The organism is Knoellia aerolata DSM 18566 (assembly GCF_000768695.1).
Classification (GTDB): domain Bacteria; phylum Actinomycetota; class Actinomycetes; order Actinomycetales; family Dermatophilaceae; genus Knoellia; species Knoellia aerolata.
Window position 1 is genome coordinate 1 of record NZ_AVPL01000040.1, and the last position, 15,835, is coordinate 15,835.

A 15,835-nucleotide genomic window follows, 5' to 3' on the forward strand; every position below is an offset into this window, starting at 1 on the left:
GCGAGCGCCAGCGCGCCGAGCGCGACGCGGCGGCGCAGGCGCTGCGGGCCGAGATGGGCACGCACCAGGACGAGCTGCGCGAGCTCACCGACTCCGCGCACCGCGACGAGGTCGCGCGCGCCCGCCAGGTCGCCCGCATCGAGCAGCTGCAGGCCCGGGCCGTCGAGGAGCTCGGCATCGACCCCGACGTCCTCATGGAGGACTACGGACCGCACCAGCCGATCCCGTTCGTCGCCGGGCCCGACCACGAGGGCGAGCTGCCGGCGCCCGCGCCGTTCGTGCGCGACGAGCAGGAGAAGCGCCTGCGCAAGGCCGAGCGCGGCCTGTCCGCTCTGGGCCGGGTCAACCCGCTCGCGCTCGAGGAGTTCGCGGCGCTCGAGGAGCGGCACGCGTTCCTCACCGAGCAGCTCGAGGACCTCAAGAAGTCCAAGCGCGACCTCCTCGACATCGTCCGGTCCGTCGACGAGCGCGTCGAGCAGGTCTTCACCGAGGCCTTCCACGACACCGCCGAGCAGTTCGAGCACGTCTTCCAGCGGCTCTTCCCCGGTGGCGCGGGCCAGCTCGTGCTCACCGACCCGGGCAACATGCTCACCACGGGCATCGAGGTCGAGGCCCGTCCGCCCGGCAAGAAGGTCAAGCGTCTCTCGCTGCTCTCCGGTGGGGAGCGCTCGCTCGTCGCGGTGGCCATCCTCGTCGCGATCTTCAAGGCGCGACCGAGCCCGTTCTACATCATGGACGAGGTCGAGGCCGCCCTCGACGACACCAACCTCGGCCGCCTCATCACCCTCTTCGACGAGCTGCGCAGCTCGAGCCAGCTCATCGTCATCACCCACCAGAAGAAGACGATGGAGATCGCCGACGCCCTCTACGGCGTGAGCATGCGGGGAGACGGCATCACGACCGTCGTGTCGCAGCGCATCCGCGACGTCGCCGCGACCGCCTGAGGGTCACTCGCCGGTCAGCCGTGGGCCGGTCAGTCGGAGGGGATGCGCCCGAACGTCCCGACCGGCCAGATCCTCAGCACGACCGGGCCGACGACGCGGTTCACGGGCACGAACCGGGCGCACCCCGAGGCGTCGACCCCGCCACGGCAGTTGACGACCGAGTCGGCCGACTGCGAGCGGTGGTCGCCGAGGACGAGGAGGCGGTCGGTGGGCACCCGGATCTCCGGGAAGCAGCGGGACGACCGGGGCGTCGACGAGCAGGTCAGCTCCGGAGCGCGGAAGGTGTGGTCCTCGAAGACGTAGGGCTCGTCGAGCGGGTCGCCCTCGACGACGACCCGGCCCTGCTCGTCGCAGCACTCGACGCGGTCGCCGGGCAGGCCGATGACCCGCTTGACCGTGTATGCCGTGTTGGACGGTCCGATGCCGGTGACGTCACCGACCCGCTTCGCAGCGGCGAGCAGCGGGTTCCCCGAGCGGGGGAGCGTGGACTCCTGCCACGTCGCGCCGTGGGAGAAGACGACGATGTCGCCGCGGTCCACGGTCGTGTCGGTCCGGTTGACGAGGATCCGGTCGCCGATCCGCAGCGTCTGCTCCATCGACTGCGAGGGCACCCCGAACGGCTTGACGAGGAAGGCCTGCACGAGGGCGACGACGATGACGGCGATGACGATCTCGAAGCCGACCGGGAGCCTGCGACGCTGCCGCTGGCCCTCCCGGGGCGGGGTCGTCGCGCTCACGCGGTGGAGCCTACGCGGACCGACGCGTTCGCAGCGCGCCAGCGGGCGGCGGGGTGTCGCTTTGTGTGCGCGGCCGGACATAGGACACCCTTGGGGCATGGTCGCCCTCATCATCGGCATGCTCATCTGCGTCGGACTCGCCCTGGTCGTGGTCGCGCTCGTCGCCGTCCCGGCGCGTCGCGACGGCCGAGGCATCCTCACGCCCAAGGGTGAGGAGGTCGTCAGCGCGCTCAAGGAGCGCCAGCAGTCGGCCCGCGACCGGCTCGACCGTGGCACGGGCGACGGCGGAGACGCCGACACCGCGTCCCTCGCCGCGCCCCTGGCCGGCCCTGCCCCGCTGCCGGCCGAGCCCGCCGACACCTCCGCCCGCGCATGATGCGCTCGGGGATCGACCACTCCGCCGGCGACCCCTCGGTCCGGCCGCAGGACGACCTCTTCGGCCACGTCAACGGCGGCTGGGTCGCGCGCACCGAGATCCCGTCGGACCGCGGCCGCTACGGCAGCTTCGACATCCTGCGCGAGAACGCCGAGGCACAGGTCCGCGACATCATCACCTCCGTCGCCGAGGGCGAGCCGGCCGACGGCACGGTCGCGCGCAAGGTCGGCGACCTCTACAGCTCCTTCATGGACGAGGCCCGCATCGAGCAGCGCGGGGTCGAGCCGCTCGCGCCCTTCCTCGAGGCCATCTCCGGCGCCTCGTCGCCGCAGGACGTCGTGTCGCTGCTCGGCCGCTTCCTGCGCGCCGGGGTGGACGGGCTGGTCCACCCCATCGTCAACACCGACGACCGCGACTCCACCCGCTACGTCGTCTACCTCGAGCAGGCCGGCATCGGCCTGCCCGACGAGGCCTACTACCGCGAGGCGCGGCACGAGGCGATCCGGACGGCATACCCGCCGCACGTCGCGCGGATGCTCACCCTCGCCGGGCTGTATGCCGGTGACGAGGCGACCGCTGCCGCCGACCGGATCATGGGGCTCGAGACGCGGATCGCGGCCTCGCACTGGGACCAGGTCGCGAACCGCGACGCCGTGAAGACCTACACGTTGCTCGACCGGGCCGGGCTCGACGAGCTCACGCCGGGAGTCGACTGGGACGCCTACCTCGCGGGGGCGCAGGCGCCCGCGACGTCGTTCGACCAGGTCGTCGCGCGCCAGCCCGACCACCTCCGCTCGATCAGCGAGGCACTGTCGGACGTCGACCTCGCCACGTGGCAGGACTGGCTGCGCTGGCGCGTCGTGCACGCGCTCGCGCCGTACCTGCCCGAGGCGATCGTCGCGGAGAACTTCGACTTCTTCGGTCGCACCCTGTCGGGGGTGCCGGAGAACCGGGAGCGGTGGAAGCGCGGGGTCGGCCTCGTCGAGGAGGCCCTCGGCGAGGCGGTCGGCCAGCTCTACGTCGAGCGGCACTTCCCGCCGCGGGCCAAGGAGCGGATGGTCGAGCTCGTCGACAACCTCGTGGAGGCCTTCCGCCGCGACTTCGACGGCCTCGAGTGGATGGGTGAGCAGACCCGTCGCGAGGCGCTGGCCAAGCTCGAGGCGTTCACCCCCAAGATCGGCTACCCCGAGCGGTGGCGCGACTACTCCGCCCTCGCGGTGGACCCCGCCGACCTGCTCGGCAACGTCGCCCGGGCCTCGGCCTTCGAGGTCGACCGCAACCTCGCCAAGCTCGGCGGCCCCGTGGACCGCGACGAGTGGTTCATGACGCCGCAGACCGTCAACGCGTACTACAACCCCGGGCTCAACGAGATCGTCTTCCCGGCCGCGATCCTCCAGCCGCCGTTCTTCGACGTCGAGGCCGACGACGCCGTCAACTACGGCGGCATCGGTGCCGTCATCGGCCACGAGGTCGGCCACGGGTTCGACGACCAGGGCTCGCAGTACGACGGCGAGGGCAACCTGCGCAACTGGTGGACCGAGAGCGACCGTGCCAACTTCGACGGTCGCGCGAAGCGGCTCATCACCCAGTTCGACGACCTCGAGTCGCGCGACGCCCCCGGCCACAAGGTCAACGGGGCGCTCACCGTCGGCGAGAACATCGGAGACCTCGGCGGGCTCACGATCGGGCACGCGGCATACCGGATCTCCACCGAGGGCGGCGAGGCCCCGGTCATCGACGACCTCACGGGGGACCAGCGCTTCTTCATCGGCTGGGCCCGCGTGTGGTGCGGCGCGGCTCGTGAGGCGGAGGCCGTCCGGCTGCTCGCGATCGACCCGCACGCACCCATGGACCTGCGCGCCAACGCCGTGCGCAACCTCACCGAGTTCCACGAGGCGTTCGACGTCGCCGAGGGCGACGGCATGTGGCTCCCGGAGGGCGAGCGGGTCCGCATCTTCTGAGGCGCTGATGCGAGGATGAGCCGGTGAGTGCCATCGACACCTTCTGGGAATTCTTCGCCGTCGCCGTCGGCCTGCTGGTCGTCCTTGGCGGGCTCGCCGCCACGCTGCTCCGGGGGCGGGGTGGCGCGACCAGGGAGCTGCCCCGCGAGCAGCCCGGTCGCCCGGCGCCCGGCGCGCCGGCCGACGAGCGCGACACCGACGCGGACCGCGGGGACCGCGACGACCGGGGCTCGTCGGTCGACACCCTGCCCGCGCCGACCGACGACACGACGCTCGAGGAGACCCTCCCGCCGGTCACGGTCCCCGAGGTCGAGCGCCCCGAGGCGCCGCAGACACGGCTGCAGCGGCTGCGTGCGCGCCTCGCCCGCTCCAACACCGCCCTCGGCCAGGGGCTGCTCGCCCTGCTCTCCCGCGGCGACCTCGACGAGCAGGCGTGGGAGGACGTCGAGGACACCCTCCTCACGGCCGACCTCGGGGTCGAGGCCACCACCCAGCTCGTCGACTCCCTGCGCACCCGGGTCCGGGTCCACGGCAACGCCGACGAGGCGACCGTCCGGGGCTGGCTGCGCGAGGAGCTCGTCGCCCTCGTCGACCCCGCGATGGACCGCACCGTCGTCTCGTCCCGCGTCGACGGCCGGCCCGCGGTGATCCTCGTCGTCGGCGTCAACGGCACGGGCAAGACCACGACCGTCGGCAAGCTCGCCCGGGTGCTCGTCGCCGAGGACAAGGACGTCGTGCTCGGCGCCGCCGACACCTTCCGCGCCGCCGCGGCCGACCAGCTGCAGACGTGGGGCGCGCGGGTCGGGGTGCCCACGGTCCGCTCCGACCGCGAGGGCGCGGACCCCGCGGCGGTCGCGTTCGACGCCGTCAAGGGCGCCGCCGAGCTGGAGGCCGACGTCGTCATCATCGACACCGCCGGTCGGCTCCACAACAAGGTCGGCCTCATGGACGAGCTCGGCAAGGTCAAGCGCGTCATCGAGAAGCAGAGCCCCATCGACGAGGTCCTCCTCGTCCTCGACGCCACGACGGGGCAGAACGGCCTGCGCCAGGCCGAGGTGTTCAGTGAGGTCGTCGGCATCACCGGCATCGTCCTCACCAAGCTCGACGGCACCGCCAAGGGCGGCATCGTCGTCGCGGTCCAGCGCAAGCTCGGTGTCCCGGTCAAGCTCATCGGACTGGGGGAGGGGCCGGACGACCTCGCACCGTTCGACCCCGAGGGCTTCGTCGACGCCATCATCGACTGATGGGCCTCGGGGGCGCGTCACGCCGGGCCGACCTCGTCGCGGCACTGGAGTCCTGCACCGGCGTCGTCATCGGCCTCGCCGAGCGCGCCGAGGTGCGGGAGGCCTGGGAGCGCGAGAGCGCCTGCGTCGGCATGACCGTGGGCGGGCTGACCCACCACCTGCTCGCCCAGACCGCCCACGTGGCCGCCGGCCTGCGGGCCCCGGCCCCGACGGACGCGCCCGTCATCGGCCTGCTCGACCACTACGCCCGGGCGCCGTGGGTCGCCGCCTCGCGCAGTGGTGAGACGGACCCGAGCCAGGACGCCAAGGACAACGCGGCGGCGGCCGTCGGCCACGAGGCCGTGGTGGGGCGGGCCCGGCAGGTGCTCGCCGACCTGCCCGCGCTGGTCGCCGCGCCCCGCGACCCGGACGTCATCCACATCCCCTGGCAGGGCTGGTCGCTCCCGACGCCGGACTTCGTCACGACCCGGCTGATGGAGATGGTCGTCCACGGCGACGACCTCGCCGTGAGCGTGGGCCTTCCCACCCCGGAGCACGACCCGGCGGTGGTGTCCCCGGTCCTGGCGCTGCTCACGGAGGTGTCGCTGAGGCGGCACGGCCAGGTGGCGCTCGTGCGGGCGCTGAGCCGGCCGCAACGCTCGACCGGCGACGTCTCCGCGTTCTGAGCCGATACCCTCCTGCCATGGGTCAGGGGGAGCAGGGTTCAGGGGTGGCGCCCTCGCCGCCGCTGAGGATGGGCACGGTGGCCAAGGCGTGGCGCGCCGTCCTGGTCGTCGCGCTGACCCTGCTGTTCTGCGCCGGGTCGGTCGTCGGGGACGACCACTGGTGGCCGTTCAGCCCGTGGCGGATGTTCTCGACCTCCCAGGCGGCCACCGGCTCCGTCTGGTCGACCGGCATCGAGGTCCGCACCGCCGACGCCCCGGACGAGTGGGTCCACGCGTCCCTGACGCCGGAGAACGTCGGCGTCAACCGGGCCGAGGTCGAGGGCCGCATCCCCCAGATCGAGGCCGACCCCGCGCGCCTCGGGACCCTCGCCCGCAGCCACGCCCGACTCCGCCCCGACGCCCCGGCCTGGGTGGGGCTGCGCGTCGTGAGGCACAAGATCGTCGTCGTCGACCGGGTGCCCACCGGCGAGGTCGAGACCGACGTCCTCGCGGAGTGGTCGCAGCCATGAGCATCGGGTCCCGCCTCGCCGGCTGGCTCTTCGAGCCCGTGCCGCTGGCGCGGGTCGCGGTGCTGCGGGTTCTCGTCTTCGCGTTCGTCATCGTCGACGTCCTTCTCCTCCACACCTCCGGCTGGTACCACGGCCACGCCGACCCGGTCTGGTACGAACCCCTCGTCATGGGTGAGGTGCTCCACCTCCCGCCCGCGTCGGTGCTGCTCGTCGAGGTCCTCAAGTGGGGCTGCGTCGTCGCCGCGGCCCTCGCCCTGAGCGGCCGCGCACCCCGGCTGCTGGGCTGGACGGTGGCGGTGTGCTGGGTCTGGTACCAGTACGTCGCCTTCAGCTACGGCAAGGTCGACCACGACCGGGCGGACTTCGTCGTCGCCCTCGCCCTCCTGCCGACGGTCGGCCTCGCCCACCTGTCCGACCGTCGCCGCTCGGAGGCGGCCGGCTTCGCGCTGCGGGCCGTGCAGCTCGCGGCGATCGCGACCTACTTCCTGTCCGCCTGGGCCAAGATCCGCTTCGGCGGGTTCGAGTGGGTCAACTCGGCGACGATGGTGCGTGCCGTCGTCCGGCGCGGCACGCCGTGGGCCGAGTGGCTCCTCGACGTGCCGTGGACGCTGCACTCGTTCCAGTGGGTGCTCATGGCGGCCGAGCTCACCGCACCGGTGATCTTCCTGCTGTCGGAGAGGTGGCGTCGCCGCGCCGTCGGCGCCTGGTTCGTCTTCCACGCGATGACGTATGCCGCGATCACGATCGCGTTCTGGCCGCACCTCGTCATGATGCTGGCGTTCCTGCCGCTCGAGGAGTACGCCGACCGGCTCCGCGCACGCACCCGGTCGTTCGTGCAGCGACGGGTCAGGTCGGGCGCTGCGCCGCCGGGAGCGAGCACGCCGGCGTCCCGCCCGGGAGCCGGTGTCGGTTGAGCGCCACCCACCGGTAGACGACACCGGCGAGGGCGTTGACCCCCGGGACGAGGATGAGGGCGCCGACCGGCCTGAACGGCAGCCGCCCCGCGAGCAGGACCCGGGCCACGGCGTCCTGGGCGGAGCTGACCCGTCCCGACGCCGACACCCACTGGAGGGCCTCGTCGCAGGCCCGGGCGGTCACGCCGAGGGCCTCGAGGTCGGCGACGTCCTGATAGGCGCTCACGACGAAGTCGTCCCGACGCGCCCTCACCGTCGTCGTCACCGTGCGCGACAGGCGGGTGCAGATGCCGCAGTCACCGTCGTAGAGGAGCGTGGCGGCAGGCATGGCCCCAGTCTCGCACCCGGCGCGAGGGCCGCGGACGGGGGCGGCCGGCATACGCGAGGGACGGCGAAACACACTTCTTACCGGCAGCGGGAACGTGCAACGTGGGCGTAACACGACGTGCCGCGGCGTGAAACCGTCGCCTCACAGACTTTCTCGCCATGAGCCCAACTCTTCTCCCTCTCGCGGCCGAGCCCGCAATCGACACGTCGGCGACCGCCTTCGTCATCATCTGCGCCTCCCTGGTGCTGCTGATGACGCCGGGCCTCGCCCTCTTCTACGGCGGCATGACACGCGCCAAGTCCGTCCTCAACATGATGATGATGTCGTTCGGCGCGATGGGCGTCGTCGGTGTCGTCTACGTGCTGTGGGGCTACTCGATGTCCTTCGGTGGCAGCAACATCGGCGGCATCATCGGCAACCCGTTCGACAAGTTCGGCCTCAAGGGCGTCGTCGGTGAGGCCGCCGCGGGCTCGACCGTCGACGCGGACGGCGTCGCGATCGTCGACGTCTTCGGCGCCGACGTGTGGATCCCCGAGGTCCTCTTCGTCGGCTTCCAGCTCACCTTCGCCATCATCACCGTCGCGCTCATCAGCGGTGCCATCGCCGACCGCGCGAAGTTCTCGACCTGGCTGCTCTTCACCGGCCTCTGGGTCACGCTCGTCTACTTCCCGGTCGCCCACATGGTGTGGGGCGGTGGTCTCCTCAGCGGCTCCGAGGACGGGATCTCCGCGAAGATCTTCGGAGCGACCGACGGCGTGGCCAACGTGCTGCCGATCGACTTCGCCGGTGGAACGGTCGTCCACATCAACGCCGGCATCGCCGGGCTCGTCCTGGCGCTCATCGTCGGCAAGCGGCTCGGCTTCGGCAAGACGGCCATGCGTCCGCACAACGTGCCGCTCGTCATGCTCGGCGCGGGCCTGCTGTGGTTCGGCTGGTTCGGCTTCAACGCCGGCTCCGAGCTGGCCGCCGACGGCCTGTCCAGCCTCGTGTGGGTCAACACCACCGTCGCCACCTGCGCCGCGATCCTCGGCTGGCTGCTCGTGGAGAAGCTGCGTGACGGGCACGCGACGTCGGTCGGCGCCGCCTCCGGTGTCGTCGCCGGTCTCGTCGCCATCACCCCGGCCTGTGGCGCCCTGTCGCCCGTCGGCTCGATCGTCCTCGGCGCCGTCGCCGGTGCCCTCGCCGCCCTCGCGGTCGGCCTGAAGTTCCGCTTCGGCTACGACGACTCGCTCGACGTCGTCGGCGTCCACCTCGTCGCCGGCCTCTGGGGCACCCTCGGCGCCGGTCTCCTCGCCACCGAGGGCGGGCTGTTCTACGGTGACGGGATCGACCAGCTCGTCATCCAGGTCGTCATCGCCCTGGCGTCCCTGGTCTTCTCCGCCGTCGTCACCGCGATCATCGGTCTGGGCCTGCGGGCCACCATCGGATGGCGCGTCACCGACGACGACGAGACGGCCGGCATCGACCAGGCCGAGCACGCCGAGTCCGGCTACGACCTCGTGGCCCGCGGCGGACGCATCGGCTCCGCATCGGCCCCGGATCTGTCACACGATGCCCGTCACCACGACGAGCTCACCTCCGAAGGAGTCAAGGCATGAAGCTCATCACCGCCATCATCAAGCCCCACCAGCTGGACGCGGTGAAGGAGGCCCTCGAGGCCTACGGCATCTCCGGCATGACCATCAGCGAGGCCTCCGGTTACGGGCGGCAGCGCGGGCACAGCGAGGTCTACCGCGGCGCCGAGTACACCGTGGACTTCGTCCCGAAGCTCCGGCTCGAGGTGCTCGTCGACGACATGGACGCGAGCAGCGTCGCCGACGTCATCCTCAAGTCGGCCCAGACCGGGCGCATCGGCGACGGGAAGATCTGGACCCAGCAGGTCGAGGACGTCATCCGAGTCCGCACGGGTGAGCGCGGCTCCGAAGCCATCTGAGGCTTCCTCCACCCAGCCGTGTGTGTCCCAGCGCGAGTCCTGGCTCGCGCTGGGACACACACGGCACGCTCATGGCACCACCGAGGGGACTGATCACCATGACGGACGTCGTCGACGTCGCCGCCCGCCGGCTCGACCTCGCGGGCACCCGGGCCTTCGGGACGGCCGGGTCCGGCCGCGACCGCAGGGTCCGCCTGGCCGACTTCAACCGCGAGTGGTTGCAGGGCCTCTGGGAGGAGGCCACCCGGGGCCAGCGCCTCGACTGGGTCGCCCTCGCCGCGGTCGGCAGCGTCGGCCGGGGCGACGCCGGCCCGCTCTCGGACTACGACCTCGTCCTCCTCCACGACGGCCGGACCCTGGACGCCGGCGAGATCACGCGTCTGGCCGACCGCATGTGGTACCCGATCTGGGACGCCGGGGTCCGCCTCGACCACAGCGTGCGCACGGTCAGCCAGTGCCGCACCGTGGCGGCCGATGACCTCACCGCGGCCGTGGGACTGCTCGACATCTCCCCGGTCGCCGGGGACGCCGAGGTCGTGGCCGCCGCTCGGGCCACGGTCAGCCACGACTGGCGGGCCAACGCCCGCAAGCGACTGCCCCAGCTCACCGAGGCGATGGCGCAGCGGCACCACCGCCACGGCGACCTCGCCCAGTCGATCGAGCCCGAGCTCAAGGAGGCCCACGGCGGCCTCCGCGACATGACCGTCCTCAACGCGCTCGCCGAGGCCTGGCTCGCGGACCGCCCGCGCGGCGAGGTCGACGCGGCATACGCCGTTCTCCTCGACGTGCGCGACGCCGTGCACGTCGTCACGGGGCGCGGCCGAGACCGGCTCTCGCGCGACGACCACGACGCCGTCGCGGCCCTGCTCGGCCACGACGACGCCGACGACCTCCTCGCCGAGGTGTCGAACGCCGGCCGGGCGATCGCCTACGCCCTCGACGGCACCGCGCGGCGCGCCGGCCAGTCCCAGCGCGCCCGGGTCCTGCGCGTGGGTCCTCGCCGACCCCAGATGTCGCCGCTGGGCTACGGCCTCTTCGAGAGCGACGGCGAGGTCGTGCTCGGCCCGGGACGCCTCGTCGACAGCGACCCGCACCTGCCGCTGCGCGCGGCCGTCCTCGCCGCCAGGGCGAACCTGCCGATCGCGCCGACGACGCTCGAGAACCTCGCGACCCGGTGCGCCGACCTGCCGACGCCGTGGTCCCCGCTCGCCCGCGGGCTGTTCAGCGACCTGCTCGCCGCCGGTCCCGGCCTCGTGACCGTGTGGGAGGGCCTCGACCAGCAGGGCATCATCGAGCGCTGGCTGCCCGAGTGGGCGGCGGTCCGGTCCCGCCCGCAGCGCAACGCCGTGCACCGCCACACGGTGGACCGGCACCTCATCGAGACCGTCGTCCACGCCACCGGACTTCTGCGGGGCGTCGGTCGCGCCGACCTCCTCCTCCTCGCCGCGCTGCTGCACGACATCGGCAAGATCCCGGGTGCGCGGGACCACTCCCTCGCCGGGGCCCCGATCGCCGAGGCCGTGATGCGCCGCCTCGGCCACCACGACGCCGACGTCCGGGTCGTCACGTCGCTGGTGCGCGAGCACCTCACCCTCATCGAGCTGGCGACCCGTCGCGACCACGCCGACCCCCGGACCGTCGACGCCGCCAGCACCGCCGTCGGTGGGGACCGGGAGCAGTTCGAGCTGCTCCTCGCCCTCACCGAGGCCGACGCCGTCGCCGCCGGACCGAAGGCCTGGACCGACTGGCGCGCCGCGCTCCTCGGGCAGCTCGCCACCGCGGTCCGCGCCCGGCTCGACCCCGCCGCGCCCGCGGTGGGGGAGGCCGAGCCCGCGGTCGTGCCGCACGCGCTCGTCCTCGAGCTCGCCAGCGGGGAACCCCACGTCGTCGTCGTCCCGAGCGGCGGGTCGTACCGCATCGACATCGCCGACCGCGACCGTCTCGGGCTCTTCGCGGACACGGCGGGCCTGCTCGCCGCCGAGGGTCTCGTCGTCCGGACCGCCGTCCTGCGCACCGTCGACGGCGTCGCGGTCAACGAGTGGCACGTCGAGTCGCCCAGCGGCGCCGAGCCGGAGCAGGAGCGGCTCGCCCGCGGGCTGACCCGTCTCGCGTCCGGGGACCGGGGGCCGCTGGGGCTGCTGGAGCGTCGGCGCCAGTTCGCCGCGCGCCCGAGCGGGACCTCGACCATCGGGACCCCGGGCCAGCCGCGGGCGCTCGTCGTGCCCGGGGCCAGCACCGAGGCCACCGTGCTCGAGGTCCGCGCCCAGGACCGGCCGGGCCTGCTCCACGAGCTCGGGATGACCTTCGCCAAGGCGGGGGTGTCGGTGCGCTCGGCGCACATCGCGACGTATGCCGGCCAGACCCTCGACACGTTCTACGTCACCGACTTCTCGGGTCGCCTCCTCGACCCGTCGAAGGTGGCGCAGGTGGTGGCGGCGATCATCGACACCTGCGACGGGGCGCCCCCGCGCCCCTGACCGCCCCCGGGGCGCCGCCTGCGTCCGCAACCCTGGTCGAGATCCCGACCACTCTTGCGGACGCAAGCGGGGCCGGGGGTGGGCACGGGTCCACGGCAGGGGACGGCGGCGGTTAGCCTTGTGCGGTGTTCACGAGCCTCTCCGACCGCCTGACAGCGACCTTCAAGAACCTCCGCACGAAGGGGCGCCTGTCCGAGTCCGACGTCAACAAGACCGTCCGCGACATCCGGATGGCGCTCCTCGACGCCGACGTCGCCCTGCCGGTCGTCAAGGAGTTCACCCACGCCGTCCGTGAGCGGGCGCTCGGCGCCGAGGTCTCACAGGCGCTGAACCCGGCCCAGCAGGTCGTCAAGATCGTCAACGAGGAGCTCGTCGCGATCCTCGGCGGCTCGACGCGCACGATCCGCTTCGCCAAGTCCGGCCCCACCGTCATCATGCTCGCGGGCCTCCAGGGTGCGGGCAAGACGACCCTCGCCGGCAAGCTCGCCAAGTGGCTCAAGGACCAGGGTCACACCCCGATCCTCGTCGCCGCCGACCTCCAGCGCCCCAACGCCGTCACCCAGCTCCAGGTCGTCGGCGAGCGTGCCGGCGTCCCCGTCTTCGCACCCGAGCAGGGCAACGTCGGCGGGCACGACGCCGTTGGTCCGACGGGGGAGGGCACGAAGAGCTTCGGCGACCCGGTCGCGGTGTCCCGGGACGGCATACGCGAGGCCGTGAACCGCCAGCACGACGTCGTCATCGTCGACACCGCCGGCCGACTCGCCGTCGACGAGAACCTCATGAAGCAGGCCGGGGACATCCGCGCCGCGATCAGCCCGCACGAGGTCCTCTTCGTCATCGACGCGATGATCGGCCAGGCCGCGGTCGAGACCGCCGAGGCCTTCCTCGAGGGCGTCGACTTCACCGGGGTCGTCCTGTCCAAGCTCGACGGCGACGCCCGCGGTGGCGCCGCGCTGTCGGTCGCCGGTGTCACGGGCCGCCCCATCATGTTCGCCAGCACCGGCGAGGGCGTGAAGGACTTCGAGGTCTTCCACCCCGACCGCATGGCCTCGCGCATCCTCGACATGGGCGACGTCCTCACCCTCATCGAGCAGGCCGAGAAGGCGTTCGACCGCGCCGACGCCGCCGAGATGGAGCGCAAGTTCCTCGCGGCCGAGGACTTCACGTTCGACGACTTCCTCCAGCAGATGGCCGCGATCAAGAAGATGGGCTCGCTCAAGTCGATGCTCAAGATGATGCCGGGCATGGGCCAGATGTCGGCCCAGCTCGACAACCTCGACGAGCGCGAGTTCGACCGGGTCGAGGCGATGGTGCGCTCGATGACGCCGTTCGAGCGCAACCACCCCAAGCAGATCAACGGCTCGCGTCGCGCCCGCATCGCCGGCGGTTCGGGCGTCACCGTCTCCGAGGTCAACCAGCTGCTCGAGCGCTTCGGTGAGGCCCAGAAGATGATGAAGCAGCTCGCCCGCGGCGGCGGCATCCCGGGGATGCCCGGCATGGGCGGCGGCGGCCGCAAGAAGCAGCAGCAGGTCCCGCAGCGCAAGAAGTCCAAGTCGGGCAACCCGGCCAAGCGGGCGGCCGACGCCCGGGCCGAGGCGCAGCGCCCGAGCGCGACGCCGGCCGGTGGGGCCTTCGGTGGCCGCGCGAACGCTCCCGCCCTCGACCCGGCGGCCCTCGACCCCACCCAGCTGCCCAAGGGCTTCGAGAAGTTCCTGGGCAGGTGAGCGCGGCGGCCGCGCTGAACACCCTGTCGGTCGGCACGGCGGGTCCGCGCGTCGCGTTCCTCCACGGCCTCTTCGGTCAGGGCCGCAACTGGTCGACGATCGCCAAGGGCCTCGCCGGTCCCGACGGCGACAGGGCGCGGTGCACGCTGGTGGACCTGCCCGACCACGGCCGGTCCCCGTGGAGCGAGGAGTTCTCCTTCGAGGCGTATGCCGCGTCCGTCGCCTCCACGCTGCGGGCCATCGACCCGGGGCCGTGGGTCGTCGTCGGGCACTCGCTCGGCGGGAAGACCGCCATGGTCCTCGCGCTGCACGAGCCCGACCTGGTGTCCCGGCTCGTCGTCGTGGACATCGCCCCGAAGTCGTACGGCTCGCTCGAACGGTTCGAGGGCTACATCAGCGAGATGCAGGCGCTCCCGCTCTCGGAGCTCACCGACCGGGCCGACGCCGAGGCCCGGTTCGCCGAGCCCGACCCGGGCGTCAAGTCCTTCCTCCTGCAGAACCTGCGCCGCGACGGAGCCGGGTGGCGGTGGCAGGCCAACGTCGAGCTGTTCGCGGCCGACGCCGCGCGGGGGACGGACTCGGTCATCGCCGCCTTCCCGGTCGCGCCCGGTGACGTCGAGCCGTATGCCGGTCCCGTCCTCTGGGTCGCCGGCGGCGAGTCCGGCTACATCCGGCCGGAGGACGCCGAGGGCATGCGCGCCCTCTTCCCGCGGGTGCGCCTGCTGACCGTCAAGGGCGCCTCGCACTGGGTGCACACCGACTCGCCCGAGATCGTCGTCGAGGCGCTGCGCCGCGTCATCACCGCACCGCCCACGACCCCCTGACCCCGAGACCCCGTTGCGTCAGCGTGAAGGGTCGTCCTAGCAACCACTGACGCTGACGCAACGCATAGGGTCGGGCAGCATGACGGCTCCAGTGCTGCACCTGTCGGGAGAGGTCCTCGTCGGCCCCGAGGAGGTGCGGCCCGAGGCCTGGGTGGTCGGGGGTCGCATCACCTTCGAGCGGCCGACGGGCCCCGGTCATGACGTCGAGACCCTGCGCGGGTGGTTCGTCCCCGGCATGGTGGACGCCCACTGCCACGTGGGGCTGGACCGACATGGCGCCGTCGACGACGCCACGACCGAGGCGCAGGCGCTCACCGACCGCGACCACGGCATCCTGCTCATCCGGGACGCCGGCTCGCCCGCCGACACCCGCTGGATCGACGAGCGCGACGACCTGCCCAAGGTCATCCGCGCCGGTCGCCACATCGCGAGGACGAGGCGCTACATCCGCAACTACGCCCACGAGGTCGAGCCCGACCAGCTCGTCGAGCGGGTCCGCATCGAGGCCCGCGTCGGGGACGGCTGGGTCAAGCTCGTCGGAGACTGGATCGACCGCGACACCGGGGACCTCGAGCCGTGCTGGCCCGCGGACGTCCTGGCGGAGGCGATCGCCGCCGCGCACGAGGAGGGGGCGCGCACCACGGCCCACTGCTTCGGTCCCGACTCGCTGCGCGACTTCGCCGCGGCCGGCACCGACTGCATCGAGCACGCCACCGGCCTCGAGCGGGACACGATCGACTCCTTTGCGGCACAAGGGATTGCGATCGTCCCGACGCTCGTCAACATCGCGACGTTCCCGCAGATCGCCGAGTCCGCGAAGGAGAAGTTCCCCGACTACCACCGCCGGATGCTCGACCTGCACGCACGACGGCACGAGACGTTCGGCGCGGCGCACGAGGCCGGCATACCCATCTATCTCGGGACCGACGCGGGAGGCTCCATCGAGCACGGGCTGGCAGCGCAGGAGGCCGTGGAGCTGACCCGCGTGGGGATGACCCACGCCGAGGCCCTGGGCGCCGCGACGTGGGGTGCCCGGACCTGGCTGCGACGCCCAGGGCTCGAGGAGGGCGCCGACGCCGACCTGCTCGCCCTCGACCGCGACCCGCGTGAGGACGTCACCGCGCTCGGGGAGCCGACGGCGATCGTGCTGCGGGGCGTGACCTTCTGAGGTGCATCCACGATGCGAGACATAATCTGAT

At 72.6% G+C, this 15,835-nt stretch carries 15 protein-coding genes; 13 read left to right on the plus strand and 2 right to left on the minus strand.

Annotated features, from left to right (window positions below):
- Positions 1 to 944 (plus strand): AAA family ATPase (locus N801_RS13335; protein ID WP_035938671.1); only part of this gene is annotated, 944 nt, incomplete at its 5' end.
- Positions 945 to 973: 29 nt separating this feature from the next.
- Here the strand turns inward: N801_RS13335 and lepB are convergent.
- Positions 974 to 1,681, minus strand: coding sequence for a signal peptidase I (gene lepB / locus N801_RS13340; RefSeq protein ID WP_035938673.1), 708 nt, complete (start codon positions 1,679 to 1,681; stop codon positions 974 to 976).
- 97 nt (positions 1,682 to 1,778) lie between these two features.
- On the opposite strand from lepB, the gene N801_RS13345 reads away from it, so the two are divergent.
- The 6 genes from N801_RS13345 to N801_RS13370 are packed head-to-tail and all read left to right on the plus strand — an operon-like array spanning position 1,779 to position 7,350.
- Positions 1,779 to 2,057 carry a hypothetical protein gene (locus N801_RS13345; RefSeq protein WP_035938676.1) on the plus strand — a complete coding sequence of 93 codons (279 nt, stop codon included), beginning with the start codon at positions 1,779 to 1,781 and terminating at the stop codon, positions 2,055 to 2,057.
- Positions 2,057 to 4,018: a M13 family metallopeptidase gene (locus N801_RS13350; RefSeq protein WP_035938743.1), complete on the plus strand. Its 1,962-nt coding sequence runs from the start codon at positions 2,057 to 2,059 to the stop codon at positions 4,016 to 4,018. Before N801_RS13345 ends, N801_RS13350 begins: the two co-directional genes overlap by 1 nt.
- A 23-nt stretch (positions 4,019 to 4,041) precedes the next feature.
- Positions 4,042 to 5,262 carry a signal recognition particle-docking protein FtsY gene (gene ftsY, locus N801_RS13355; protein ID WP_035938678.1) on the plus strand — a complete coding sequence of 407 codons (1,221 nt, stop codon included), beginning with the start codon at positions 4,042 to 4,044 and terminating at the stop codon, positions 5,260 to 5,262.
- Positions 5,262 to 5,927: a maleylpyruvate isomerase N-terminal domain-containing protein gene (locus N801_RS13360; RefSeq protein ID WP_035938680.1), complete on the plus strand. Its 666-nt coding sequence runs from the start codon at positions 5,262 to 5,264 to the stop codon at positions 5,925 to 5,927. Before ftsY ends, N801_RS13360 begins: the two co-directional genes overlap by 1 nt.
- A 17-nt stretch (positions 5,928 to 5,944) precedes the next feature.
- Positions 5,945 to 6,436 carry a hypothetical protein gene (locus N801_RS13365; RefSeq protein ID WP_156996766.1) on the plus strand — a complete coding sequence of 164 codons (492 nt, stop codon included), beginning with the start codon at positions 5,945 to 5,947 and terminating at the stop codon, positions 6,434 to 6,436.
- Entirely contained in the window at positions 6,433 to 7,350 is a 918-nt protein-coding gene (locus tag N801_RS13370) for an HTTM domain-containing protein (RefSeq protein WP_035938745.1), read from the plus strand. Before N801_RS13365 ends, N801_RS13370 begins: the two co-directional genes overlap by 4 nt.
- On the opposite strand, the gene N801_RS13375 is transcribed toward N801_RS13370, so the two are convergent.
- The gene (locus N801_RS13375; protein WP_035938686.1) at positions 7,283 to 7,678 is read right to left on the minus strand and encodes a thiol-disulfide oxidoreductase DCC family protein; all 396 of its coding nucleotides are present in this window, start codon (positions 7,676 to 7,678) and stop codon (positions 7,283 to 7,285) included. The two genes, N801_RS13370 and N801_RS13375, sit on opposite strands and share 68 nt — an antisense overlap.
- 158 nt (positions 7,679 to 7,836) lie before the next feature.
- Here N801_RS13375 and N801_RS13380 point away from each other — a divergent pair, with 158 nt between their 5' ends.
- The 6 genes from N801_RS13380 to N801_RS13405 all read left to right on the plus strand — a co-directional run bounded on the left by N801_RS13380 (position 7,837) and on the right by N801_RS13405 (position 15,804).
- Complete coding sequence (locus N801_RS13380; protein WP_035938689.1) at positions 7,837 to 9,276, plus strand: ammonium transporter; 1,440 nt, start codon at positions 7,837 to 7,839, stop codon at positions 9,274 to 9,276.
- Positions 9,273 to 9,611: a P-II family nitrogen regulator gene (locus N801_RS13385; protein WP_035938692.1), complete on the plus strand. Its 339-nt coding sequence runs from the start codon at positions 9,273 to 9,275 to the stop codon at positions 9,609 to 9,611. The genes N801_RS13380 and N801_RS13385 overlap by 4 nt, the downstream gene beginning before the upstream one ends.
- Before the next feature lie 98 nt (positions 9,612 to 9,709).
- Positions 9,710 to 12,088 carry a [protein-PII] uridylyltransferase gene (locus N801_RS13390; RefSeq protein ID WP_035938694.1) on the plus strand — a complete coding sequence of 793 codons (2,379 nt, stop codon included), beginning with the start codon at positions 9,710 to 9,712 and terminating at the stop codon, positions 12,086 to 12,088.
- Between the two features lie 125 nt (positions 12,089 to 12,213).
- Positions 12,214 to 13,812: a signal recognition particle protein gene (ffh, locus tag N801_RS13395; RefSeq protein WP_035938697.1), complete on the plus strand. Its 1,599-nt coding sequence runs from the start codon at positions 12,214 to 12,216 to the stop codon at positions 13,810 to 13,812.
- Complete coding sequence (locus tag N801_RS13400; protein ID WP_035938700.1) at positions 13,809 to 14,636, plus strand: alpha/beta fold hydrolase; 828 nt, start codon at positions 13,809 to 13,811, stop codon at positions 14,634 to 14,636. Before ffh ends, N801_RS13400 begins: the two co-directional genes overlap by 4 nt.
- Positions 14,637 to 14,715: 79 nt before the next feature.
- Positions 14,716 to 15,804 carry an amidohydrolase family protein gene (locus N801_RS13405; RefSeq protein ID WP_035938702.1) on the plus strand — a complete coding sequence of 363 codons (1,089 nt, stop codon included), beginning with the start codon at positions 14,716 to 14,718 and terminating at the stop codon, positions 15,802 to 15,804.
- Positions 15,805 to 15,835: the final 31 nt, after the last annotated feature.